This window comes from Oleiphilus sp. HI0061 (assembly GCF_001635675.1).
The window spans coordinates 1-619 of record NZ_LWFE01001652.1 but is presented as its reverse complement, the minus strand read 5'-3'; the positions used below and the strand labels follow the sequence as shown (position 1 = coordinate 619).

Below are 619 nucleotides of genomic sequence, written 5' to 3'. Positions count from 1 at the left end.
TGTCGCCCAGGTCATCGAGTTGACGATTGTGTTTGACGTGAATAGCGATGCCACCGGCGGTTTGGCTGCCATCACGCCACGAGGATTTATCCAGGGCACTTCGGAATTGCTTCACTTCTTCGCTTGATAACACTTTGGGTATGACGATTAGCATAAAGGAGTCCCCAGCTTTCTAAGGTTTGCATGACGAATTTCTTGGATTGTACGACAGCCCGTCATCGCCATGGTGTATTCAAGCTCCTCTTTGAGTAGCTTGATCAGGTGAGCGACACCTAAGGCACCGGCAATGCTTAAGGCATAGACTTGCAAACGTCCAATCAGAACGGCATCAGCGCCTAGGGCAATGGCTTTGAATATATCGGCACCACTACGAATGCCACTGTCAAAAAGAATCGGGTATTCATCGCCCAAGGCTTGGCGAATGTCGGGTAGTACCGTCAAGCTTGCGGGTACGCCATCCAGGGCTCTGCCGCCATGGTTTGACACGACGATCCCTGCGATGCCTAGATCTTTTAGGTAAGTAGCATCTTCAGTGCTCATAATGCCTTTTGCCCATACCGGGACATGGCTGATCGCAATGATTTTCTTAAGCAGCTCGAGTGAAACAGCCTTTTGAACA

At 50.1% G+C, this 619-nt stretch carries 1 protein-coding gene; it reads right to left on the bottom strand.

From position 1 onward, the window contains the following. Nucleotides 1-147: 147 nt before the first annotated feature. On the bottom strand, nt 148-619 hold a 472-nt coding region (locus A3735_RS25445; protein WP_197486045.1), incomplete at its 5' end, for an alpha-hydroxy acid oxidase.